The organism is Xanthomonas sacchari (genome assembly GCF_024266585.1).
In the GTDB taxonomy this organism is placed as follows: Bacteria; Pseudomonadota; Gammaproteobacteria; order Xanthomonadales; family Xanthomonadaceae; genus Xanthomonas_A; species Xanthomonas_A sacchari_C.
In genome coordinates this window covers 4,351,569-4,374,569 of sequence record NZ_CP100647.1, presented here as the reverse complement: position 1 = coordinate 4,374,569, position 23,001 = coordinate 4,351,569, and the positions used below count along the sequence as shown (strand labels likewise).

The following is a 23,001-nucleotide window of genomic DNA, read 5'->3' as shown; positions in this document are numbered from 1 at the left end:
ACAGGTGTCGTCGCCTACCAGGCAGGGCGGCGGCACCTGGGGACGGCCGTGATGTCATGTGCCCGCGGTAGGAGCGGTTTCAGCCGCGACCGGGCGTTCATGGGAAGGCCCGGTCGCGGCTGAAGCCGCTCCTACGACGCCGTGCCCGGTGGCGCCCCCGCGTCCGCGCTACAGCTTGGCGCGCTGCTCGCGCAGGCCGTCCAGCTGCGCGCTCCAGTCGATCAGGCGCTGGCGTTCCTGTTCGACCACCGCGGCCGGCACCTTGTCGGTGAACTTGCCGAGCTTGGCCTCGCTCTTGTCCTTCTCGGCGGCGACGCGGGCGATTTCCTTGTCCAGGCGCAGGCGCTCGGCATCCAGGTCGACCAGCCCTTCCAGCGGCACCAGCAGCTTCAGTTCGCCGACGATCGCGGTGGCCGCGGCCGGCGCCGGTACGCCGTCGTCCAGCCACTGGATGGCCTCGAGCTTGAGCAGGAAGCGCAGCTGCGCGGCGAAGCGGTCCGCCCGCGCGCGGTCCTGCGTCTGGCCGCCCTGCAGCAGCAGCGGCACCTGCCGCGACGGCGCCACCTGCAGCTCGCTGCGCACGCGGCGCAGCGCCGACACCATCGCCTTCAGCCATTCCACGTCGGCCGCGGCCGCGTCGTAGGCGGCCACGTCCATCGCCGCCGCGTCCGGGTACGGCTGCAGCGAGATGGTCGGCGCGGCGATACCCAGGCGCGGCGCCACCTGCTGCCACAGCTCCTCGGTGACGAACGGAGTCAGCGGGTGCAGCAGGCGCAGCAGGGTTTCCAGCACGTGCAGCAGGGTATGGCGGGTGCTGTCGGCGGCCGCCGCGTCGTCGCCGCTCAGCGCCGGCTTGGCCAGTTCCAGGAACCAGTCGCAGAACTCGTTCCAGGCGAATTCGTACAGGCATTGCGCCAGCAGGTCGAAGCGGTACGCGGCGAACTGCGCCTGCGCCTCTGCGGTCACCGCCTGCAGGCGTAGCAGGATCCACTTCTCGGCATCGGTGACCGGTGCGAGCCGTTGCGACTCCCGACTCCCGACTCCCGACTCCCCGCCCGGCGTGTTCATCAGCACGAAGCGGCTGGCATTCCACAACTTGTTGCAGAAGTTCTTGTAGCCCTCGGCGCGGCCCAGATCGAACTTGATGTCGCGGCCGTGGCCGGCCAGCGCGGCGATGGTGAAGCGCAGCGCGTCGGCGCCGTGGGCGACGATGCCGTTCGGGAATTCCTTGCGCGTGGCCTTCTCGATCTTCGGGGCGTCTTGCGGCTTCATCAGGCCGGTGGTGCGCTTGGCGACCAGGTCCTCGATGTCGATGCCGTCGATGATGTCCAGCGGATCGAGCACGTTGCCCTTGGACTTGGACATCTTCTGGCCTTGCGCGTCGCGGATCAGGCCGGTGATGTAGACGTCGCGGAACGGCACCTTGCCGGTGAAGCTGTCGGTGGCCATGATCATGCGCGCCACCCAGAAGAAGATGATGTCGAAGCCGGTGACCAGCACGCTCGACGGCAGGTAGCGGTCGAAGCCGCGCTCGGCCATCGCCTGCGGATCGGGCCAGCCCATGGTCGAGAACGGCCACAGCTGCGAGGAGAACCAGGTCTCCAGCACGTCGCTGTCCTGGTGCAGGGCGACGTCGGCGCCGAGGCCGCCCTTGGCGCGCGCGTCGGCCTCGTCGCGGCCGACATAGCAGTTGCCCGCGTCGTCGAACCAGGCCGGAATGCGGTGGCCCCACCACAGCTGGCGGCTGATGCACCAGTCCTGGATGTTCTCCATCCAGTGGCGGTAGGTGTTGATCCAGTTCGGCGGTACGAACTGGATCTGCCCGGACTCGACCAGCTCCAGGCCACGCTTGGCCAGCGCGTCCATCTTCACGAACCACTGGTCGGTCAGATACGGCTCGATCACCTGGCCGGTGCGGTCGCCGCGCGGCACCTGCAGCTTGTGCGGCTTGGTCTCGACCAGGATGCCGAGCTCTTCCAGATCGGCCAGCACCGCCTTGCGCGCGTCGAAACGGTCCAGGCCGCGGTATTTTTCCGGGACGCTCTCGTTGAGCGCGGCGGTCGGGGTGAACAGGTTGATCATCGGCAAGCCATGCCGCACGCCGACCTGGTAGTCGTTGAAGTCGTGCGCCGGGGTCACCTTGACCACGCCGGTGCCGAACGCGCGGTCCACGTAGTCGTCGCCGATCACCGGCACGCGGCGGCCGGTCAGCGGCAGCGTCACCGTCTTGCCGATCAGGTGCGCGTAGCGCGCATCCTCCGGGTGCACCATCACCGCGGTATCGCCGAGCAGGGTCTCCGGGCGGGTGGTGGCGACCACCAGGTAGTCGCGGGTCTCGCGCAGGGTCTCGTTGCCGTCGGCGTCGTGCTCGACGTGTTCGTAGCTAGCGCCGTCGTCGAGCTTGTAGGCGATCGACCACAGGAAGCCGTCTTCCTCGACGTTCTCCACTTCCAGGTCGGAGATCGCGGTCTTCAGCACCGGGTCCCAGTTGACCAAGCGCTGGCCGCGGTAGATCAGGCCCTGCTCGTGCCAGCGCACGAACGCCTCGATCACCGCCGCCGACGGCTGCGGGTCCATGGTGAAGGTGCTGCGCGACCAGTCGGCCGAGGTACCGAGGCGGCGCATCTGCCGCTCGATGGTGTCGCCGGAATGCTGCTTCCACTCCCAGACCTTGGCGATGAAGCCGTCGCGGCCCAGCGAATCGCGGGTCTCGCCCTTGCCTTCCAGGGTCAGGTTGCGCGACACCACCATCTCGGTGGCGATGCCGGCGTGGTCGCTGCCGACCTGCCACAGCGTGTCGAAGCCGCGCATGCGGTGGTAGCGCACCAGCGCATCCATCAGCGTCTGCTGGAAGGCGTGGCCCATGTGCAGCGTGCCGGTCACGTTCGGCGGCGGCAGCAGCACCGTGTACGGCGTGCCCTGCCCGGACGGCGCGAAGTAACCGGACGCCTCCCATTGCGCGTACAGGCGCGATTCGAAGGACTTGGGATCGTAGCTGGAGGCGAGGGTGGTCATTGGCTGGGAATCGGGAATCGGGAATGGGGAATCGATGGAGCGCAGAGCGGGACCCGCCTCAATGCGGCGCTTGGAGAAACGATTCCCGATTCTCCATTCCCGATTCTCCGCTGCATCACATATCGTGCTTGTTGACCGCGTAGCCCTGGGCCTTGTACTGCTTCCAGCGCTCGCGCAGCGGTTCGCGTGCGGACGGATCGGCCGGGACCACTTCCAGGACGCGGTCGCAGGCGCCCAGGTAGGGCGCATCGCGCAGGTTGATCACCAGCGGCCGCGCCGGCGCGTCGACGCCGGGCGGGGCGATCAGCACCTGCGCTTCTTCCTCGTCGGCGTCGGCGCCGGCGATCTGGTGCGGGATGTAGGCCTCGTCGTCGAACGCCCACAGCAGCTCGTCCAGCTCCTCGGCCTGGGCCATGTCGCGCGCCAGCACCAGCGTCCACAGGTTGGCGTCGTTGGCCTTGCGCGCCAGCTCGCACACCAGCCGCAGCGGTTCGTTGAGGAACCGCGGCTTGGCGATCAGGTAGAAGTCGGCGCGCATCAGGGCTGGGAGTGGGGAATGGGGAATGGGGAATGGGAACAGCGTGCGGCGCGCGCGCCGCCTCCGGTTGGGTCAGACAAGGCGCTTTTCACGATTCCCGATTCCCGTTTCTCAATTCCCGGCCGCAACGCGGTCGAGCAACCACTGCGACAACAACCCCACCGGGCGGCCGGTGGCCATGCCGCGCTTGCCTTCGTCGCTGGCGACGCCGGCGATGTCCAGGTGCGCCCAGCGCTGGCCTTCGGTGAAGCGCGACAGGAAGCAGCCGGCGGTGATCGCACCGGCCCAGCGGCCGCCGATGTTGTAGACGTCGGCGAAGCTGGAATCCAGCAGGCCCTGGTACTCGTCCCACAGCGGCAGGCGCCAGGCGCGGTCGAACACGTGTTCGCCGGCGGCCAGCAGTTCGGCGGCCAGGTCGTCGTGCTTGCTCATCAGGCCGGCGGTCTGGTGGCCGAGGGCGACCATGCAGGCGCCGGTGAGGGTGGCCACGTCGATCAGCGCCGCCGGCTTGAAGCGCTCGGCGTAGGTCAGCGCGTCGCACAGGATCAGGCGGCCCTCGGCGTCGGTGTTGCCGACCTCGATGGTCTTGCCGGACATGCTGGTGATCACGTCCGACGGGCGGTAGGCATTGCCGTCGATCGCGTTCTCCACCGCCGGCACCACCACCACCAGGTTCAGCGGCAGGCGCGCGGTGGCCGCGGCGACGAAGGTGCCGATGACGTTGGCGCCGCCGCACATGTCGTACTTCATTTCCTCGATGCCGCCCTGGGTCTTCAGGTTGACGCCGCCGGTATCGAAGGTGATGCCCTTGCCGACCAGCACGTAGGGCTGGGCGTCGCCGCCGCCATGCCACTTCAGCACCAGCAGCCGCGGGCGGTTGGCCGAGCCGCGCGCCACCGCCAGCAGCGAGCCCATGCCCAGTTCCTGCATCTGCGTCTCGTCGAGGATCTCGGCCTCGGCGCCGTCCACGCCCTGGGCGAAGGCGGCCGCGGTCTCGGCCAGGTAGGCCGGGGTGCACAGGTTCGGCGGCAGGTTGCCCAGTTCGCGGGCGAACGTCACGCCGGCGGCGATCGCCTCGCCCTGGGCCAGCGCGGTGGCGTCGTCGCCATGCACGGCCAGGCGGGCGAGGCCGCTGTCGTCGGGCTTCTTCTTACCGAGGGTGGCGGTGTAGCGGTAGCAGGCGTGGTCGCTGGCGATCACTGCCTGGCGGATCGCCCAGGCCTGGTCCCGGCCCTTGACCTCCAGCTCGCTCAGGGTCAGCAGCGCGTTGGCCGCCGGCCCGCTCTTGAGCGCGCGCGCGGCGTCGCCGACCGCCTTCAGGTACTGCGGCACGCCGAACTTGGCGGCGTCGCCCAGGCCCACCGCGAGCACGCGCGGCGCCTTCACGCCGGGCAGGTCGTGGAGCAGGGCAGTGGCGCCGGTCTTGCCGCTGACGTCGCCGCGCTCGGCGAGGGCGGTCAGGCGTCCGCCGCTGGCCGCGTCCAGGGCCTGGGCGGCCGGGGACAGGCGCTTGTCGGCGAACACGCCGACGACGATGCAATCGAACGCCGCGGTGGCCGGGGCGTCGTGGTTCAGGGTGAATTCCAGGGCCATTGATCAGATTCCGTTGGCAAATCCGTACAATCGCGGACTCTTTACCCCCAGTCGAATAGGCTGGGTCCGCCGCGAACGAATCCGAGAGTTTAAATCAACCCACCCCCATGCCGAAGCTCGATCGATACCTGCTGCGCGATTTCGTCCAGAGCTTCTCGGCCACCCTGATCGTGCTGCTGGTGGTCAGCGTCGGTGGTGTGCTGGTGGACATCCTGGGCAACATCGCCGATGGCCGCATTCCGGCCAAGTTGTTGTTTTCACAGCTCGGCCTGCAGTTCGTGGTGTACCTGCCGCTGATCCTGCCGCTGGCGCTGATGCTGGGCCTGCTGCTGGCGCTGGCGCGCCTGTACCGCGATTCGGAGATGGCGGTGATCACCGCCATCGGCGTCGGTCCGCGGCGCCTGCTGCGGCCGATCCTGATGCTGGTGATCCCGGTGGTGACCCTGGTCGGCATGTGCTCGCTGTGGCTGGGCCCCTGGGCCGACCGCACCTCCGACCGGCTGATCGACGAGGCCAACCACAGCCTGCTGATGGCCGGGCTGGAGGCGGGCCGCTTCACCCCGCTGTCCGATGGCGGCATCGTCTACATCAGCACCCTGTCCGGGGACGGCACCAAGCTCAGCAAGGTGTTCATGCAGCGGCAGAAGGACGGCCGCCTGGATGTGGTCACCGCGCAGCGCGGCGCGATGTTCTTCGAAGGCAAGGCCGACCGCTACCTGCGCCTGGAGGACGGCTACCGGGTCGAAGGGCCGCTGGCCGGCGACGGGCTGGACTACCGGATGATGCGCTTCGTCAGCAACGACGTGGCGCTGCCGGACCGTGACGCCGCGCGCAAGGACGACGATCCGGAACTGCTGCCCACCGCCAAGCTGATCGGCGATCCGCGCCCGCAGGCCAATGCGCAGTTGCACGCGCGCCTGGCGCCGCCGCTGCTGGCGCTGGCCTTCGCCCTGCTGACCCTGCCGCTGTCGCGCAGTTCGCCGCGGCAGCAGCGCTATGGCCGGATCATGCTGGCGTTCCTGGCCTACCTGGTCGGCACCAACCTGATGTTCCTCGGCACCCAGTGGCTGAGCACCGAGAAGCTGCCGCGCGCGCTCGGCCTGTGGTGGCTGACCCTGCCGTTGCTGGCCCTGTCGGTCTGGATGTACCTGCGCGATGGCCGGCTGTCGCGGCCGCGGAGGCAGCCGGCATGAGGCTGCGTCCGAATCTGCATGATGTGTACGTGGGCCGCGCCGTGCTCGGCACGGTGCTGCTGACCTGGGCGGTGCTGCTGGGCCTGGACGTGATCATGGCCCTGTCCAACGAGTTCAAGGTCATCGGCACCGGCAGCTACAGCCTGGGCCATGCCGCCGCGTTCGTGGCCTACACGGTGCCGCGCCGCGCCTACACCCTGTTCCCGACCGGTGCGGTGATCGGCGTGCTGATGGGCTTGGGGCAGCTCGCCGCCACCTCCGAACTGACCGCGCTGCGCGCGCTGGGCCTGTCGCGGCGCCGGCTGAGCCTGGCCGCAGCCTCGACCATGGCGGTGCTGACCGTGGTCATGGTGGTCAACGGCGAGACCCTGGCGCCGTGGGCGCAGAACCAGGCCGACGCGATCAAGGCCAACGCCAAGTACAACGGCGACATGAGCATGGCCCGCTATTCCGGGCTGTGGGCGCGCGAGGGCAACACCTTCCTCAACGCGCAGGCCGGCGAAGAGCACCTGGAGGACGGTGGCGGCACCTGGCTGGAGCTGCGCGACGTGCGCCTGTACACGCTGGACGACAACGGCCGGCTGGCCTCGCTGACCCACGCCGCCATCGCCGAGCATCGCCATGACGGCTGGACCCTGAAGCAGGCCTACCGCGACACCTTCGGCGAGCGCTCGGTGCAGCGCGAGAAGTTCGACAGCCTGCCGTGGCAATCGCGGCTGGATGCGGCGGCGCTGGCCTCGGGCCTGGCCAAGCCGCGCAACCTGTCCGCGCGCGACCTGCACACCAGCATCGAGTACCGCCGCCGCAACGGCCTGGACGCGCGCGACTACGAGGACCAGTACTGGAGCCGCTGGTTCTATCCGCTGAACGTGCTGGCGCTGTGCTTCGCCGCGATCCCGTTCGCGTTCGGCGCGCTGCGCAGCGGCGGCATGGGCAAGCGCCTGTTCCTGGGCATCCTGTTCGCGCTGGTGTTCTGGCTGCTGCAGCTGTTCTTCGGGCGCATGGCCGGTGCCCTGAAGTTCGACTACCGCATCGCCTACGCCTTGCCGCCGCTGGTGATGTTGACCGTGTCCTGGTTGCTGTTCCGCAAACGCAGTAGCTAGCGGTGCGCCGGCGCAGCCTGCTCGGCCTCGGTCTGTGCATGCTGTATGCGGCGCTGGTGGCGTGCTGCGTGTGGGGGGCGCTTGGCGCCGACGACAAGGGCCGTTTCGTGTTCTTGCAGTTGCCGTTGACGCCGCAGTTGCTGGTGTTGGAGGCGTTGGGTGTGGATGGTGCGCTGCCCGGCCTGTCCTGGGTCGCCCGCTATCTGCTGCTGATCCCGCCGTTCGGGCTGCTGCTGTATCTGACCGGATGTGCGCTGCAGGCACTGGTGCGGCGCGCTGTCATGCGTCTGCCGCGGTCCATGCGAGGTTGAGCGGCATAGCGTTCCTGAGGCCGCTTGGCGCCTAATCCCGATACGTCAGCAACGGCTGGGCGCCGCTGTGCGGCTTTCTGCTGCGGTCAGGGCTTGGCTTTGGATTGACGGGTCAAGCGGGTAGCGCTGGCTCTGTCATGCCACGTCAACCGTTCCCGATCGAACAACGCCCACCAGAACCCCAATCCACCCAGCAGCAACGACACGGTCCCGACCAGATAGCGCCGCCACAGCGCGCTCCAGCTCGGTGGCTTGCCGTCGGCGCCGTGCAGGCGCAGCCGCCACGGACGCATGCCCAGGGTCTGGCCGCCGCGGCGCCAGCTCAGCGTCGCGTACAGGCCGGCGACGACCCAGCAGCACAGCCACAGTAGCCACTGCAGGGCGCTGAACGGGGCGATGTTCTCGCGCGGCGCATGCCCCTCCAGCGTGTAGCCGAGGGTGAACAGCGCCGAGACCACAAACCACAGCGCCAGCACCGGCCAGGCGTCGTAGAACAGCGCCAGCAGCCGCCACAGCAGCAGCGCGCGTGGACGGGGGGCGGAGGCGGGAGGCGAGGCGCTCATCGGCACAGCTTAGAGCCAGTCGCGCGGATTGCGGTGGACCGCGTGCATCGCGGTCGCGCCGCTCGCGCACGCCATCCTGGCGCTCGTTGCCCGGCCACGCCGACCTTGCGCCCCCGGGCAAAGCGGCTAGGCTCTCCCGAATCCCGAATCCCGAATCCCGAATCCCGAATCCCGAATCCCGAATCCCGCCCGCATGCCCTCCCTGCATTCCCCCGCCGAACGCCGCCAGCAGGCGCAACGGCTCGCGCCGCTGCGCGAGGCCGATGCGGTGACGATCCAGCAGTTCCTGGATGCGGCCTGGGCCGAGCAGGGACTGGCGCGGCAGAGCCTGGAGAGTTACCGCCGCGATCTGGAGGGCTTCGCGCGCTGGCGCGACGGGGTCGGCGGCGGCCTGGCCGGCGCCGATCGGCAGGCGCTGTTCGACTATCTGGCCTGGCGCACCGAACTGGGCTATTCGCCGCGCAGCAATGCGCGCTGGCTGTCGTCGTTGCGCGCCTTCTTCGCCCTGCGCGTGCGCCGCGGCGAGCGCGGCGACGACCCGACCGCGCTGCTGGAGCCGCCGCGGCTGCCGCGCTCGCTGCCCAAGGCGCTGGCCGAGAGCCAGATCGATGCGCTGTTGGCGGCGCCGGACGTGTCCGCGCCGGTGGGGCTGCGCGACCGCGCCATGCTCGAGCTGATGTACGCGGCCGGCCTGCGCGTCAGCGAGCTGGTCAACCTGCCGGCCAACGCGGTGAACCTGCGCCAGGGCGTGCTGCGGGTCACCGGCAAGGGCAGCAAGGAGCGGCTGGTGCCGCTGGGCGAGGAGTCGCAGCACTGGCTGCAGCGCTACCTGGACAGCGCGCGGCCGGCGCTGGCGGCCGGGCAGGCGGTGCCGGCCAGCGACGGCGTGGTGCCGCTGTTCATCGACGCCGCCCGGCGCGCGCTGACCCGCCAGCAGTTCTGGGGGCTGGTCAAGCGCTATGCGGCGGTGGCCGGGATCGATCCGGCGAAGATCAGCCCGCATGGCCTGCGCCACAGCTTCGCCACCCATCTGCTCAACCGCGGCGCCGACCTGCGCGCGCTGCAGATGCTGCTCGGCCACAGTTCGCTGTCCACCACCCAGATCTACACCCTGGTCGCGCGCGAGCACCTGCAGAGCCTGCACCGCAAGCATCATCCGCGCGGCTGAACGCCGCCGCGGCGCGGGCGGGCCGCTCAGCCTGTCTACATGGAGCGCGCCGGGGGGTGTGCGACAATCGGGCGATTCGCAGCCCTCATGGATCGCCAATGCTCCGTTTTGCTCTTTGCGCGCTGCTGGGCGCGGCTTCGCTCTCCGCCTGCGCACAGTCCACCACGCCGCCCGCCGGCGCCACCGCCGGGGCCAAGGCCGCTCCCGCCGCCAGCGGCGCGCCGGGCGAACAGCGCGTGCGCGCGGCGCTGCTGCAGCTCGATCCCAACTTCAAGCCCGACTACATCGGCGCCGCGCCGTTCCCTGGTTTCCGCGAGGTGGTGGTCGGCGGCCAGGTGCTGTACGTCTCCGACGACGGCCGCTACCTGTTCCAGGCGCAGCCGTTCGACATCCAGGAGAAGCAGTTCGCCTCCAGCGAGGGCCTGCTGAGCTACCGCCGCAAGCTGCTGGAATCGGCGCCGCGCGCCGATCGCATCGTGTTCGCCCCGGCCAATCCCAAGTACACCATCAGCGTGTTCACCGACATCGAATGCGGCTACTGCCGCAAGCTGCACAGCGAGATCGGCGAGCTCAACAAGCAGGGCATCGCGGTGGAATACCTGGCGTTCCCGCGCATGGGTCTGGGTAGCCAGGACTTCAAGGACATGGTCGCGGTGTGGTGCGCGGCGGACAAGAAGCAGGCGCTGACCGAGGCCAAGAGCAGCGGCAAGGTGCCGGGCGCGACCAACTGCAAGAACCCGGTGACCATGCAGTACAACCTGGGCCAGCGCCTGGGCGTCAACGGCACCCCGGCGATCTTCGCCCCGGACGGCACCCAGATCGGCGGCTACCTGCCCCCGGCCAAGATGCGCGAGGCGTTGGACAAGCGCGCGGCGGAAGCGACGAAGGCTGGCGGAAGCCGTTAAGGGCCGTGCGCTGAGCGGCCGGGAATGGGGAAACGGGAATCGGGAATGGGCGCGACGTCGCTCGTTCCCGCGGGCACGAGCGCTGAACGCGCGTCTCTCCCCCTTGGCCGGCGGTGCGACCTTCGCGCCACCGGTGGTGCCACCCCGCGTTTTGCCGCTGGAGCGCCGCGTCCGTTGGCGCCCAACCACCGCTAGCGTCCGCGTGCGCCGACCCCGCTCGGCGGCCGGCTGTGCCGATTCCCCATTCCCGAATCCCCATTCCCAGCTCTCCGCTACAATAGCCAGCCCGTTTCCTCACACGGTTCCCCGGACATGATCGTCCTCGAGGGCGCTTCCGCCCTTTCGCCGTTCCGTCGCGCTCGGCTCGAAACCCGCCTGCAGTCCCTGGTTCCCGGTGTGCGTATCGCCGGCGCCTGGCATGTCTACTTCATCGACGGCGAGAACGCCGAGTCGCTCGATCTGGTCGCGGCGCGGCGCATCCTGCAGGCGCAGGAGGCACCGGCGCCGGCCGCGGCGGGGACCTGCTCGCGCTACGTGGTGCCGCGGCTGGGCACGCGCTCGCCCTGGTCGAGCAAGGCCACCGAACTGGTCCGCGGCGCCGGCCTGGCGATCCGCCGGGTCGAGCGCGGCACCCGCCTGGACCTGGCCGGCTGGCCGCAGGCGCCGGCCGACCAGGCGGCGCTGGCCAAGCTGCTGCACGATCCGATGACGCAGTCGCTGCTGGACGGCGCCGCGCAGGCGCAGGCGCTGTTCCAGGCGCCGGCGCGCGGCGAGGTCGAGCGCATCCCGCTGGACCAGCTGGATGCGGCCAACGCGCGCCTGGGCCTGGCCCTGGCCCAGGACGAGATCGACTACCTGCGCCAGCGCTTCGGCGAGCTCGGCCGCGCTCCGGCCGACGTGGAACTGATGATGTTCGCGCAGGCCAATTCCGAGCACTGCCGGCACAAGATCTTCAACGCCAGCTGGACCATCGACGGCAAGGAGCAGGACCGCTCGCTGTTCCGGATGATCAAGCACACCCACCAGCAGACCCCGCAGCACACGCTCAGCGCCTACAGCGACAACGCGGCGGTGGTGGAAGGGCATCCGGCCGCGCGCTACCGCCCGGATCCGGCCAGCGGCGAATACCGCCGCGAGCCGGTGACGCCGTCGGCGTTCTGCATCAAGGTCGAGACCCACAACCACCCGACCGCGATCGCGCCGTTCCCGGGCGCCTCCACCGGCGCCGGCGGCGAGATCCGCGACGAGGGCGCCACCGGCCGCGGCGGCAAGCCCAAGGCCGGCCTGACCGGTTTCAGCGTTTCGCACCTGCGCATTCCCACCCTGCCGCAGCCGTGGGAGGGCGCGCGCCCGCTCAACCCGCGCATGGCCCCGGCGCTGGAGATCATGCTGGACGGCCCGCTCGGCGGCGCCGCGTTCAACAACGAATTCGGCCGGCCCAACCTGCTCGGCTATTTCCGCAGCTTCGAACTGCCGGAAACGCAGGACCTGACCCGCGCCTACGACAAGCCGATCATGCTGGCCGGCGGGCTGGGCGCGATCGACCGCGTGCAGGTGGAGAAGATCCCGCTGCAGCCCGGCGATGCGGTGATCGTGCTCGGCGGCCCGGCGATGCTGATCGGCCTGGGCGGCGGCGCGGCCAGTTCGGTGGCCTCCGGCGACAGCGCCGAGGACCTGGATTTCGCCAGCGTGCAGCGCGACAACCCGGAGATGGAGCGGCGCGTGCAGGAGGTCATCGACCGCTGCGTGGCGCTGGGCGCGGACAACCCGATCCGCTGGTTCCACGACGTCGGCGCCGGCGGCCTGTCCAACGCCATTCCCGAACTGCTGCACGACTCCGGCGTGGGCGGGATCATCGACCTGGACCGCGTGCCCAGCGACGACCCCTCGCTGTCGCCGATGCAGCTGTGGTGCAACGAATCGCAGGAGCGCTACGTGCTCGGCGTGCCGCAGGCGCGCCTGGCCGAGTTCGCCGCCCTGTGCGAGCGCGAGCGCTGTCCGTTTGCCGCCGTGGGTGTGGCGACTGCCGAGGAACGGCTGGTCGTGGGCTACGGGGTGCTCGGCGGCGGGAATGGAAAATCGGGAACCGGCAATGGTGAAAAGCAGGCATACCCCGCTGTTGCCCATTCCCCATTCCCCGCTCCCCATTCCCAGCATCCCATCGACCTGCCCATGGACGTGCTCTTCGGCAAGCCGCCGAAGATGCACCGCGACACCCGGCAGCCGCCGGCGCCGCGCTGGCCGGAGCTGGACACCGATGCGCTGGACCTGCGCGAGGCCGGGCTGCGGGTGCTGGCGCATCCGACGGTGGCGGCCAAGAGCTTCCTGGTCACCATCGGCGACCGCAGCGTCGGCGGCCTGACCGCGCGCGAGCAGATGATCGGCCCCTGGCAACTGCCGCTGGCCGATTGCGCGATCACCCTGGCCGGGTTCGACACCCACGCCGGCGAAGCGATGGCGATCGGCGAGCGCACCCCGCTGGCCCTGCTCGATGCCGCCGCGGCGGCGCGGATGGCGGTGGGCGAAGCCATCACCAACCTGTGCGCGGCGCCGGTGCAGGCGCTGGACCAGGTCAAGCTGTCGGCGAACTGGATGGCCGCGGCCAACCATGACGGCGAGGACGCGCGCCTGTACGCCGCGGTCAAGGCGGTGGGCATGGAACTGTGCCCGCAGCTGGACCTGAGCATCCCGGTGGGCAAGGACTCGCTGTCGATGCAGGCGCAGTGGGCGGTGACCGCCGTGAATCGGGAATCGGGAATCGGGAATCGGGAAAAGCGCGATGCGTCCGCCACCGATGCCGCCGCTTCTCCGCTTCCCGATTCCCCATTCACCAGTCCCGGCGAGACGCACAAAGGCGAGACGCACAAAAGCGTCTCGCCCGTCTCGCTCATCGTCTCCGCGTTCGCGCCGGTGGCCGATGCGCGGGCGCAGTTGACGCCGTTGCTGGCGCGCGAGGCCGACAGCGAGCTGTGGCTGATCGGGCTGGGCGGCGGCAAGCAGCGCCTGGGCGGTTCGGTGCTGGCGCAGGTGCATGGCGACGGTGCGTTGCCGGCGTTCGGCGGGGCGGTGCCGGACCTGGACGACCCGCAGCGGCTGCGCGCGTTCTTCGAGCTGATCCGCGATGCGCGCGAGGCCGGCTTGCTGCTGGCGTATCACGACCGCAGCGACGGCGGCGCGTTCGCCGCGCTGTGCGAGATGGCGTTCGCCTCGCGGCAGGGGCTGGACATCACCCTCGATGCCTGGGGCGACGATCCGTTCCGCAGCCTGTTCAACGAGGAACTGGGCGCGGTGGTGCAGGTCGCGCGCGAAGACCGCGCCGCCTTCGCCGACCTGGTCGAGCGCCACGCGCTGACCGAATGCGCACAGCGCATCGCCCGCCCCAGCACCGCGGCGGCGGTACGCGTGGGCCTGGGTGGCAAGACCCTGGCCGAATGGCGCTGGGAGGAGCTGTTCGACGCCTGGTGGTCGGTGACCCACGCCATGCAGACGCTGCGCGACAACCCCGACAGCGCCGCCGAGGAGCGCGCGCTGGCGCGCGACTTCGCCGCGCCCGGGCTGAAGCCGAAGCTGGCCTTCGACCCGACCGAGGACATCGCCGCGCCGTTCGTGGCCAGCGGCCAGCGGCCGAAGGTGGCGATCCTGCGCGAGCAGGGCGTCAACGGCCAGATCGAGATGGCCAATGCGTTCGAACGGGCCGGGTTCCGCGCCTTCGACGTGCACATGAGCGACCTGATCGCCGGCCGCGTCGACCTGGCCGACTTCGTCGGCCTGGCCGCCTGCGGTGGCTTCAGCTACGGCGACGTGCTCGGCGCCGGGCGCGGCTGGGCCACCTCGATCCTGGAGCGGCCGGCGCTGCGCGATGCCTTCGCCGCGTTCTTCGCGCGCAGCGACAGCTTCGCCCTGGGCGTGTGCAACGGCTGCCAGATGCTCAGCCAGCTCAAGGACATCATCCCCGGTGCCGAGCACTGGCCGCGCTTCCTGCGCAACCGCAGCGAGCAGTTCGAGGCGCGCACCAGCCTGCTGGAAGTGGTGGAATCGCCGTCGATCTTCCTGCGCGGCATGGCCGGCTCGCGCATCCCGGTGGCGGTGGCGCACGGCGAAGGCCGCGCCGAGTTCGACAGCGCGGTGGACCAGGCCGCCGCGCGCGTGGCGCTGCGTTTCGTCGACGGCCATGGCGCCGTCGCCACGCAGTACCCGCTGAACCCGAACGGCTCGCCCGACGGCATCACCGGCCTGACCAGCGACGACGGCCGGGTGACGATCCTGATGCCGCATCCCGAGCGCACGCTGCGCTCGCTCAACCTCAGCTGGCATCCGGCGGAGTGGCCGGACGAGGCGCCGTGGCTGCGCATGTTCCGCAACGCGCGGGTCTGGGTGGGCTGAGCCCGGCGTTGCGCCTGGCGTGCGCCGCGATGGCGATGCGCCAGGACGGCCTCGGCGGCGACACGCTGCCGTGGGCCCTGCCGCGTGCTGGGGGATGCAGATACAGCACCACGCGGCGCACCGCGCAGCGTCTCTGGATTGGTCGCGCGGCGCAGGCGCTGGATCGCGCGTCGCCGCATCCCGTGTGGGAGGGACTCCAGTCCCGACGCTGGACAGCCTCCGGGCCGGCGGCTGGGCGGTCGATGCCGTCGTTTTTTCCTGTGGGCCGAGCTGCGTTGTCTCGGCCCAACCCCCATTCCGATGATCTGAGCGTGCGCGGTCGCGGCTGAAGCCGCTCCGACGCGCATCGCGGCGCTTCTGGCGCTGCCGTCATGGCGGCAGCGTCCGCATGCCTGCGCCATTCGGCGTCTCGCGCAGGCCAGTGGCGCGCACGCATGGCGCTCTCCGCTGCGCCGCCGCCAAGCGTGGCTCCCTCCCAGACCTCCAACGCTCCAGCCCGGGCTGCCGCGCGACGTCGGCTGCGTGTTTCGCGCAATCGGCGCCCTCCGCGTCCGTCGCTCGCCTCGCGTTGGCGGGTCTGGATGCGCCTACCACGCGTTTGCGTCAAGTCCTTGACGGGTAACGAAATCGCGCCAAACGCAATGTGTCAAGGCTGGCAAGGTGTGTGCCGAAAATTTGGCGTGACCCGGTTGTTTTTATTGATATTTACCGAAAAATTAACGAAAACGACCTGAATTCGCGGTCTTTGTCACGGCCTATGTCGTCGCAAGTCAAAAACTTGACGTACGCGAGAGACCGGGTTAACACTTCGGCCAGTTCCGCATTCCACCTCGGTTCATCTTCAGCTCCGAGCAGCGACAGGCGTGAGCCTCTCGGGTCCCGTATCGGGACGTGCGGCACCAAAAAACCGACAGGGGGTCGGCCGGCCGGAACGCCGGGCGAGGGTGGCTTTTTGACCAAAACCAGCCGAATTGAGGAGCAGTCGTCGATGAATCGGATTTATCGCAAGGTCTGGAACAACGCGTTGGGGATGTGGGTGGTGGCATCGGAACTGGCCAGCGGCGACGCGCGTGGCGCGCTCGTCCGCGACCGTCGTGCCGCCCGTGCGCACGGCCTAGCCCTGGCCGGCGCGATCGCCCTGGCGCTGGGCGCCGGCGCGGCGGGCCTGCCCGCGGTGGCGCAGGCACAGGCCGTGCAGATCGGCGACAACGCCAGCGCCAGCGGCGACTACGCCACCGCGGTCGGTGCCGAGAGCAATGCCAGCGGCGCACAGAGCACCGCGACCGGCGCGGCCAGCAACGCCAGCGGCGACGGCAGCGTGGCCAGCGGCACGCTCAGCGAAGCCAGCGGCGTGGAGTCCAGCGCGCTCGGCTACTACAGCACCGCCAATGGCGATGGTGCGACCGCGCTCGGCGCCGAGAGCATCGCTTCCGGTGCGGCCAGCGCCGCGGTCGGTCTGGCGGCCGACGCGACCGGCGCGTACGCCACCGCGGTCGGCGGCTTCTCCAGCGCCAGCGGCTTCAACAGCACCGCGCTGGGCAATAGCGCGGTCGCGCAGGGCCGCAACAGCGTGGCGCTGGGCGCCGATGCGCTGGCCGATCGCGACAACAGCGTCTCGGTCGGCAAGGCCGGCGACGAACGGCAGATCACCAACCTGGCCGCCGGCACCGAGGCCACCGATGCGGTCAATGTGGCGCAGCTGGACGCGGTCCGGCAGACCGCCGACACCACCGCCAAGTACTTCCAGTCCAGCGGCAGCGACGCCAGCGATGCCGGCGCCTACGTCGAGGGCGCCAATGCGGTGGCCGCCGGCGAAGGCGCCAACGCCATCGGCGACGGCGCCAGCGCGCTGGGCAGCGGCGCCACCACGCTGGGCGGCAATGCCACCGCGGTCGGCAGCAACGCCACCGCCGTCGGCGCCTCGGCGACCGCGGTCGGCGGTGCGCTGTCGATCGTCGACGACAACGGCGAGGTGCTGCTGGAAGGCACCACCACCGCGGCCGAGCAGGGCGCCAGCGCGTTCGGCGCCGGCGCGCAGGCCAATGGCGCGTTCTCCACCGCGCTGGGCACCGCGGCGCGCGCCGACGGCGTGCAGAGCACCGCCACCGGCTTCTCCGCCGCCGCCACCGGGCTGGCCGCGACCGCCACCGGCGGCTTCAGCCAGGCCGGCGGCGACCTCGCCTCCGCGTTCGGCTACGGCGCCAACGCCAGCGGCGGCGAGGCCGTGGCGGTGGGCTTTTCCAGCCTGGCCAGCGGCGCGTCCAGTACCGCCGTGGGCGGCAGCGTGCTCGGCCAGTACGTCACCGAGGCGCGGGGCGAAGGCGGCAGCGCGTTCGGCGCCGGCGCCTGGGCCAACGGCGCGTTCTCCACCTCGGTCGGCTGGCTGAGTTCGGCCGACGGCGTCTCCAGCGCCGCGTTCGGCGCCGCGTCCTGGGCGCAGGCCGACGATTCCACCGCGCTGGGCTACGGTGCAAAGGCCGCGGCCAGCGACAGCGTCGCGCTCGGCCAGGGATCGGTCGCCGATCGTGCCGGCAGCGTGTCGGTGGGCAGCGCCGGCAAGGAGCGGCAGATCGCCAACGTCGCCGCCGGCACCGAGGCCACCGACGCGGTCAACGTCGCCCAGCTGGACGCGGTGAAGCAGGCGGCAGCGACTACCAGCAAGTACTTCCAGGCCAGCGGCAGCGCCGACAGCGATGCCGGCGCGCTGGTCGACGGCGACAACGCGCTGGCCGCCGGCGAGGCGGCCAACGCCACCGCCGACGGCGCCACCGCGCTCGGCGGCGGCGCCAATGCGGTGGCCGCCGGGGCGACCGCGATCGGCTTCAACGCCGTGTCCAGCGGCGTCGACGCGGTCGCGCTGGGCAATGCCAGCCAGGCTGCGGGCGAGAACAGCATCGCCATCGGCAGCAACGCCCAGGCCAGCGAGATCGGCGCCACCGCCAGCGGCGCCGGCGCGCAGGCCAGCGGCACCTATGCCACCGCCACCGGCAACGAAGCGGTGGCCTCGGACAACCAGGCCACGGCGACCGGTTTCCGCAGCACCGCCTCGGGCACCGGCGCCACCGCGCTCGGCGGCTACAGCGAGGCCAGCGGCTATCTGTCCTCGGCGCTGGGCTATGGCGCGCTCGCCTCCGGCAGCTACGGCACCGCGGTCGGCGTGTCTTCCACCGCGTCCGGCAGCAGCAGCGTGGCGGTGGGCGAGTACAGCGTGGCCTCCGGCGAGGAGAGCGTGGCGGTCGGCGGCACCTCGTTCTTCGGGCTGATCCCGGCCGAGGCGTCCGGCGCCAACAGCGCCGCGTTCGGTGCCGGCGCCGGCGCCACCGCCGACTTCAGCAGCGCGCTCGGCAGCCTCAGCTACGCCAGCGCCGACAGCGCCAGTGCGTTCGGCTACGGCGCGTCCGCGTCCGGCATCAACAGCGTGGCGCTGGGTGCGAACTCCACGGCGGCGCGCGACAACACCGTCTCGGTGGGCAGCGCCGGCAATGAGCGGCAGATCACCAGCGTCGCCGCCGGCACCGAGGCCACCGACGCGGTCAACGTCGCCCAGCTGGAGGCGGTGAAGCAGTCCGCCGACGCCACCGGCAAGCAGTTCAAGGCCAACGGCGGCAGCGATCCGGCCGACGATGTCGGCAGCTACGTGGAAGGCACCTACGCCACCGCCGCCGGCGAGGCCAGCAACGCCTACGGCACCGGCGCCTCGGCGTTCGGCAGCGGCGCGCTGGCCGGCGCCCGCTACGCCACCGCGTCCGGCTACAACGCCACCGCCACCGGCGAGTCCAGCACCGCGATCGGCGGCTCGCTGTACTACACCGATGCGGCCGGCAACGTGCTGCTCGACGGCACCACCACCGCCAGCGCCGCCGGTGCCACCGCGCTGGGCGCGGGGGCGCAGGCCAGCGGCACGTTCAGCAGCGCCAGCGGCGCCGGCGCCCTCGCCAGCGGACTGCAGGCCACCGCCAACGGCTACAAGGCCAGCGCCGGCAGCGACTACAGCACCGCGGTCGGCGCCTTCAGCAACGCCAGCGGCACCCGCACCAGTGCGTTCGGCTACGGGGCGGCGGCCGCGGGCAACTACGCCTCGGCGCTGGGCTGGGGCAGCACCGCGTCCGGCGCGTATGCCGCGGCGCTGGGCTACAGCGCCCGCGCCACCGGCGAGGACGCGACCGCGCTCGGTGCCTCGGCCTGGGCCACCGCGGCGCAGACCACCTCGGTCGGTCAGTTCGCCTGGGCCACCGCGCAGGGCGGCACCGCGATCGGCCAGAACGCCTTCGCCTACGGCGGCGCCAATGCCACGGCGCTGGGCATCAATGCCTCGGCCAGCGGCGCCGGCAGCGTGGCCCTGGGCTCGGGCGCGCGCACCAGCGAAGCCAACGTGGTGTCGGTGGGCGGCGGCAACGGCGTCACCGCGCCGGCCACGCGCCGCATCACCAATGTCGGGGCCGCGGTCAACGCCACCGATGCGGTGAACAAGGCGCAGCTGGACGCGGTGGCCTCGGCCGCCGGCGACACCAGTGCGCGCTTCCAGAGTTCCGGCACCGCGGTGGCCAGCGCCAGCGGCGTGGACAGCACCGCGGCCGGTGCCGGCGCCACCGCCAGCGGCCTGCGCAGTTCCGCGCTGGGCGTGGGCAGCGTCGCCGCCGGCGCCGGTGCCACCGCCACCGGTGCCGGCAGCTCGGCGACCGGCGCGCGCAGCACCGCGATCGGCCTGCAGACCAATGCGATCGGCGAGAACGGCGTGGCGATGGGCTACAACAGCTTCGTCCGCAACAGCGGCAGCAACGGCGTCGCGCTCGGCGCCAATGCCGGCGTCTCCGCGGACAACGCAGTCGCGCTCGGCGCCGGTTCGCGGGCGTACGAGGCCGACACCGTGTCGCTGGGCAGCGGCAACGGCCGCGGCGGTCCGGCCACCCGGCGCATCGTCAACCTGACCGCCGGCAGCGTGGCCGCCGGCAGCACCGAGGCGATCAACGGCGGCCAGCTGTACCAGTCGCTGAGCAACATGGCCACGTTCCTGGGCGGCGGCGCCGGGCTCGGCGCGCAGGGCCTGTTCGTGGCGCCGACCTACGTGATCCAGGGGGCCAGCTACAACAACGTCGGTGCGGCGCTGGCGGCGCTGGACGGCAAGGTCAGCGAACTGGATGCGCGCACCGGCGGCAGCGCCACCGTGGCCCGCAGCGCGCGCATGGTCAGCGCCAGTGCGGTGGCTGCGCAGGCCAGCGAGGCCGCGCCTGCGGCATCGGCCGCGACGGCTGCAACCGCGGCGGCGACGCCGGTGTCCGGCAGCATCGGCACCGCGCAGGTCGGCGAAAGCACGGCGGTGGCCGCCGCTGCCACCGCGGTCGGCGCTGCCGCACGCGCCAACGACGTCACCGGCACCGCGATCGGCGGCAGCGCCTACGCGCACGGCCCCAACGACACCGCGATCGGCAGCAACGCCAAGGTCAATGCCGACGGCAGCACCGCGGTGGGCGCCAACAGCCACATCGCGGCGGTGGCGACCAATGCGGTGGCGATGGGCGAGGGCGCCAGCGTCAGCGCGGCCTCGGGCACCGCCATCGGCCAGGGCGCCAGCGCCACGGCGCAGGGCGCGGTGGCGCTGGGCCAGGGGTCGGTGGCCGATCGCGCACAGACGGTCTCGATCGGCAGCGCCGGCAACGAGCGCCAGCTCGCCCACGTCGCCGCCGGCACCCAGGCCACCGATGCGGTCAACAAGAGCCAGCTCGACAACGGTGTGGCCACCGCCAAGTCGTACACCGATGCGCGCTTCGGCACCATGGCCGACAGCTTCGAGGTGCTGCGCGGCGACGTCGATGCGCGCCTGCGCGACCAGGACCGCCGCATCGACCGCCAGGGCGCGATGAGCGCGGCCATGCTCAACATGGCCACCAGCGCCGCCGGCATCCGCACCCAGAACCGGGTCGGCGCCGGCATCGGCTTCCAGAACGGCGAGTCGGCGCTGTCGGTGGGTTACCAGCGCGCCTTCAGCGACCGCGCCACGGTGACCATCGGCGGTGCCTTCAGCGGCGACGACAGCTCCATCGGCATCGGTGCCGGTTTCGGCTGGTGATCCATCGCGGACGGCGGCGCGTGCCGCCGTCCGCCACTCAACGGCCTGAGGGGGCAGACCACAGGACCTTGGCTGGGCCGGCCAACGGATTCGGAAAAGGGAGTTTTACGGCCGCAACTGTCGCCTGATCCACGAAACTTTGAAGAGGACGTCAACGTGATCGACAAGCAAAACCTTCGTATCAATGCCATCGCCGCCGCCATGCTGGCGATGTCGCTGGGCGCCTCGAGCGCAGTCGCGGCCGGCGCTTCGGCGCCGCTGCCGGTCAAGGAGCCGGGCAGGTCCGCGCCGGCCGATGCGGTGACCTCCAACCGCATCCTGGTGCGCTACAACGCCGGCAGCGCCGCGGCCAGCGACCGCAGCGCCAAGCTGTCGGCGGTGCAGTCGGCGGTGGGCCGCGCCAGCCTCGGCGGCGGCAACGGCATCTCGCGCGCGGCCGCGGCCAGCGTGCGCGCCGAGTACGTGCGCACCCTGGGCATCGGCGCGGACCTGATCCGCCTGACCGGCAAGCTGAGCAAGGCCGACGTGGACAAGGTGGTGGCGGAAATCGCCGCCGACCCGGCGGTGAAATACGCGCAGGTCGACGCCAAGCTGCGGCCGGTGGAAGTGCTGCGGGCCAAGGCGCAGGTGCAGCCGCAGTTCGTGCCCAACGATCCGCTGTACGCGCAGTACCAGTGGCACTACAGCAACGCCAACGGCGGCATCAACGCGCCGGCCGCGTGGGACGTGTCCAAGGGCGACGGCGTGGTGGTGGCGGTGCTCGATACCGGCATCCTGCCGAACCATCCGGACGTGGCGGTGAACCTGCTGCAGGGCTACGACTTCATTTCCGACGCGGCGACCTCGCGGCGTCCGACCGATGCCCGCGTACCGGGCGCGCTGGACTACGGCGATTGGGTCGAGAACGCCAACGAGTGCTACACCGGCTCGTCGGCCGAGGACAGCTCCTGGCACGGTAGCCACGTCGCCGGCACCGTGGCCGAAGCGACCAACAACGGCGTCGGCATGGCCGGCGTGGCGCCCAACGCCACCGTGCTGCCGGTGCGCGTGCTCGGCAAGTGCGGCGGCTACACCTCCGACATCGCCGACGCGATCATCTGGGCCTCGGGCGGCACCGTGTCCGGCGTGCCGGCCAACCAGAACCCGGCCGAAGTGATCAACATGTCGCTGGGCGGCAGCGGCGCCTGCGACAGCGTCACCCAGGACGCGATCAACGGCGCGGTGTCGCGCGGCACCACGGTGGTGGTGGCCGCCGGCAACAACACCGCCAACGCCGCCAACTTCAGCCCGGCCAGCTGCGACAACGTGATCGCGGTCGGCGCCACCCGCATCACCGGCGGCATCACCTATTACTCCAACTACGGCGCCAAGGTGGACCTGTCCGGTCCCGGCGGCGGCGGCAGCGTCGACGGCAACCCGGGCGGCTACGTCTGGCAGAACGGCTACACCGGCGCGACCACGCCCACCTCCGGCAGCTACACCTACATGGGCATGGGCGGCACCTCGATGGCCTCGCCGCACGTGGCGGCGGTGGCGGCGCTGGTGCAGAGCGCGCTGATCGCCGCGGGCAAGGCGCCGCTGACCCCGGCCGCGCTGGAGACCCTGCTCAAGCAGACCGCGCGACCGTTCCCGGTGTCGATCCCGTCCAGTACCCCGATCGGCACCGGCATCGTCGATGCCAAGGCCGCGCTGGCCAAGGCGCTGGAAGAGCCGTGCGATCCGGCCACCGAGCAGTGCGCGCCGACCGCGACCGCGCTGACCAACAAGGTGGCGGTCGCGGGTCTGGCCGGTGCCGCGGGCAACGAGGCGCTGTACAGCTTCGAGGCCAAGGCCGGTGCGGTGCTGAGCTTCCTCACCTACGGCGGCAGCGGCAACGTCTCGCTGTACGTGAGCTTCGGCAAGGAGCCGAGTGCCGGCAACGCCGACGCCAAGTCGACCCGTCCGGGCAACAACGAGACGGTGCGCTTCACCGCGCCGCAGGCCGGCACCTACTACATCAAGCTGGTCGGCGAGAGCGCCTACAGCGGCGTCAGCCTGGTCGCGCGCCAGTAAGCGCACGCGGCGCAGGGAAGCGCCACGCAGTCCCTGGAAACCCGGCTCCGGCCGGGTTTCCTGCGTCTGGGGCCGGCGCACCGGCCCGACGATCGCCGAGTCGCCGAGCG

At 71.3% G+C, this 23,001-nt stretch carries 12 protein-coding genes and 1 pseudogene; 9 read left to right on the top strand and 4 right to left on the bottom strand.

The genetic code is table 11. The annotated features are described in order from the left end of the window. Nucleotides 1-168: 168 nt before the first annotated feature. From NKJ47_RS18340 to NKJ47_RS18330, 3 genes are all read right to left on the bottom strand, one after another. The gene (locus NKJ47_RS18340) at nucleotides 169-3,015 is read right to left on the bottom strand and encodes a valine--tRNA ligase (RefSeq protein WP_254459172.1); all 2,847 of its coding nucleotides are present in this window, start codon (nucleotides 3,013-3,015) and stop codon (nucleotides 169-171) included. 115 nt (nucleotides 3,016-3,130) lie between these two features. After that, complete coding sequence (locus tag NKJ47_RS18335; protein WP_254461470.1) at nucleotides 3,131-3,556, bottom strand: DNA polymerase III subunit chi; 426 nt, start codon at nucleotides 3,554-3,556, stop codon at nucleotides 3,131-3,133. Between the two features lie 108 nt (nucleotides 3,557-3,664). Beyond that, a complete protein-coding gene (locus NKJ47_RS18330; RefSeq protein WP_254459171.1) occupies nucleotides 3,665-5,146 on the bottom strand; it encodes a leucyl aminopeptidase in 1,482 nt (493 codons plus the stop codon). Nucleotides 5,147-5,253: 107 nt separating this feature from the next. Between NKJ47_RS18330 and lptF the strand changes: the two genes are divergently transcribed. The 3 genes from lptF to NKJ47_RS18315 are packed head-to-tail and all read left to right on the top strand — an operon-like array spanning nucleotide 5,254 to nucleotide 7,753. Further along, nucleotides 5,254-6,339, top strand: coding sequence for an LPS export ABC transporter permease LptF (gene lptF, locus NKJ47_RS18325; protein WP_160948123.1), 1,086 nt, complete (start codon nucleotides 5,254-5,256; stop codon nucleotides 6,337-6,339). Continuing rightward, the gene (gene lptG / locus NKJ47_RS18320; protein ID WP_254459170.1) at nucleotides 6,336-7,442 is read left to right on the top strand and encodes an LPS export ABC transporter permease LptG; all 1,107 of its coding nucleotides are present in this window, start codon (nucleotides 6,336-6,338) and stop codon (nucleotides 7,440-7,442) included. Before lptF ends, lptG begins: the two co-directional genes overlap by 4 nt. A 2-nt stretch (nucleotides 7,443-7,444) precedes the next feature. Then, nucleotides 7,445-7,753, top strand: coding sequence for a hypothetical protein (locus NKJ47_RS18315; RefSeq protein ID WP_254459169.1), 309 nt, complete (start codon nucleotides 7,445-7,447; stop codon nucleotides 7,751-7,753). A gap of 86 nt (nucleotides 7,754-7,839) precedes the next feature. On the opposite strand, the gene NKJ47_RS18310 is transcribed toward NKJ47_RS18315, so the two are convergent. After that, nucleotides 7,840-8,316 (bottom strand): RDD family protein, encoded by a 477-nt coding sequence (locus NKJ47_RS18310; protein WP_254459168.1) that lies wholly within the window; start codon nucleotides 8,314-8,316, stop codon nucleotides 7,840-7,842. 193 nt (nucleotides 8,317-8,509) lie between these two features. Here NKJ47_RS18310 and xerD point away from each other — a divergent pair, with 193 nt between their 5' ends. The 6 genes and pseudogenes from xerD to NKJ47_RS18285 all read left to right on the top strand — a co-directional run bounded on the left by xerD (nucleotide 8,510) and on the right by NKJ47_RS18285 (nucleotide 22,891). After that, on the top strand, nucleotides 8,510-9,484 hold the full coding sequence (xerD, locus tag NKJ47_RS18305; RefSeq protein ID WP_254459167.1) for a site-specific tyrosine recombinase XerD: 975 nt from the start codon (nucleotides 8,510-8,512) through the stop codon (nucleotides 9,482-9,484). Between the two features lie 98 nt (nucleotides 9,485-9,582). Next, on the top strand, nucleotides 9,583-10,389 hold the full coding sequence (locus NKJ47_RS18300; protein WP_254459166.1) for a DsbC family protein: 807 nt from the start codon (nucleotides 9,583-9,585) through the stop codon (nucleotides 10,387-10,389). Between the two features lie 312 nt (nucleotides 10,390-10,701). Then, nucleotides 10,702-14,772, top strand: a complete 4,071-nt coding sequence (gene purL / locus NKJ47_RS18295) for a phosphoribosylformylglycinamidine synthase (RefSeq protein WP_254459165.1) — start codon at nucleotides 10,702-10,704, stop codon at nucleotides 14,770-14,772. A gap of 757 nt (nucleotides 14,773-15,529) precedes the next feature. Next, a pseudogene (locus tag NKJ47_RS20840) lies at nucleotides 15,530-15,847 on the top strand (ESPR domain-containing protein); the annotation flags it as partial. Further along, complete coding sequence (locus tag NKJ47_RS18290) at nucleotides 15,824-20,839, top strand: beta strand repeat-containing protein (protein ID WP_429002551.1); 5,016 nt, start codon at nucleotides 15,824-15,826, stop codon at nucleotides 20,837-20,839. The pseudogene NKJ47_RS20840 and the gene NKJ47_RS18290, both read left to right, overlap by 24 nt. A gap of 156 nt (nucleotides 20,840-20,995) precedes the next feature. Beyond that, nucleotides 20,996-22,891, top strand: coding sequence for a S8 family peptidase (locus NKJ47_RS18285; RefSeq protein ID WP_254459163.1), 1,896 nt, complete (start codon nucleotides 20,996-20,998; stop codon nucleotides 22,889-22,891). The last annotated feature ends 110 nt before the right edge of the window (nucleotides 22,892-23,001 follow it).

What these genes read in the sequence shown, in the direction of transcription:
- xerD (WP_254459167.1), top strand. Translation starts at nt 8,510, where the DNA reads ATGCCCTCCCTGCATTCCCCCGCCGAACGCCGCCAGCAGGCGCAACGG.
- NKJ47_RS18330 (WP_254459171.1), bottom strand. Translation starts at nt 5,146, where the DNA reads ATGGCCCTGGAATTCACCCTGAACCACGACGCCCCGGCCACCGCGGCG.
- NKJ47_RS18310 (WP_254459168.1), bottom strand. Translation starts at nt 8,316, where the DNA reads ATGAGCGCCTCGCCTCCCGCCTCCGCCCCCCGTCCACGCGCGCTGCTG.
- NKJ47_RS18340 (WP_254459172.1), bottom strand. Translation starts at nt 3,015, where the DNA reads ATGACCACCCTCGCCTCCAGCTACGATCCCAAGTCCTTCGAATCGCGC.
- purL (WP_254459165.1), top strand. Translation starts at nt 10,702, where the DNA reads ATGATCGTCCTCGAGGGCGCTTCCGCCCTTTCGCCGTTCCGTCGCGCT.
- lptG (WP_254459170.1), top strand. Translation starts at nt 6,336, where the DNA reads ATGAGGCTGCGTCCGAATCTGCATGATGTGTACGTGGGCCGCGCCGTG.
- lptF (WP_160948123.1), top strand. Translation starts at nt 5,254, where the DNA reads ATGCCGAAGCTCGATCGATACCTGCTGCGCGATTTCGTCCAGAGCTTC.
- NKJ47_RS18300 (WP_254459166.1), top strand. Translation starts at nt 9,583, where the DNA reads ATGCTCCGTTTTGCTCTTTGCGCGCTGCTGGGCGCGGCTTCGCTCTCC.